The following is an 829-nucleotide window of genomic DNA, read 5'->3' as shown; positions in this document are numbered from 1 at the left end:
AAACAAAACACAGGATGTTGTTCCAATACTTTTGTCGTTGTATTTAAATAACATGTTAAAGGTTCCTCTCGGAAGGAACAAAGAACTTATTTCTAATAATAATTTAGATATAATTTGACCATGTATTAATCCGATACTATGAATGACTAACAACATTATAAGAACAAAACAAGTGATGTTACAACATCTGTCTTTGATGTACTGAGAATTAAAACATTAGTATATTCATCATTGGATCAAGAAATTACACATAATAATATTAAAGTAACATTTAACATATTAAAGGAACAAAGCTTCATGTTTTAATCTCTGAAAATGTTGTTGTTAAACTCATTGAGTTCCAGTCTCATGAAGACATCACGAAGAGTAGTACGGGGTTCTGGTTGTTCAAAAAGAAAGAACATGTGATAGGGAACACAAGGGTCAAAGAGTAGGATCTGATAATAAGAGATATAGTTCTAGAAGAAAACAATATTTAGTTAACAAAAGGATATTAGAATATGGTTTTAAACGTAGAAACAATGGTGGTCATATCATCAAAACTATAAGTTTAAGTCCGTTGAACAAAAGGTTATTAAGTAATTGTAAATACTCTATTAAAAGTTTAAGAGCCATGTTTGATATAAATGATCTCTATTATATTAAATTATTAGATGTAGAGATAAATGTCACTGAACTGATGTTAGAATGAGATATGGCTTCAGATAATGCTATGCTTAAAATAACAAACCTTTGGAGGTAAGGTTAATCTCTCAAGTGTTGTGTCTTATCTGAGATAAATAAATACAAATTTATGAACAATATCTATAAAGATAAGAATAACTTCATT

1 protein-coding gene is annotated in these 829 nt (G+C 28.2%); it reads left to right on the top strand.

What is annotated here, in order from left to right; all coding sequences use genetic code 4:
- Nucleotides 1-559: 559 nt before the first annotated feature.
- Nucleotides 560-742, top strand: coding sequence for a hypothetical protein (locus MAGTDC_RS03510; protein WP_146657069.1), 183 nt, complete (start codon nucleotides 560-562; stop codon nucleotides 740-742).
- Nucleotides 743-829: the final 87 nt, after the last annotated feature.

Source organism: Candidatus Hodgkinia cicadicola (genome assembly GCF_002774925.1).
The sequence above is the reverse complement of the archived record's forward strand: the minus strand, read 5'-3'. Positions and strand labels throughout refer to the sequence as shown.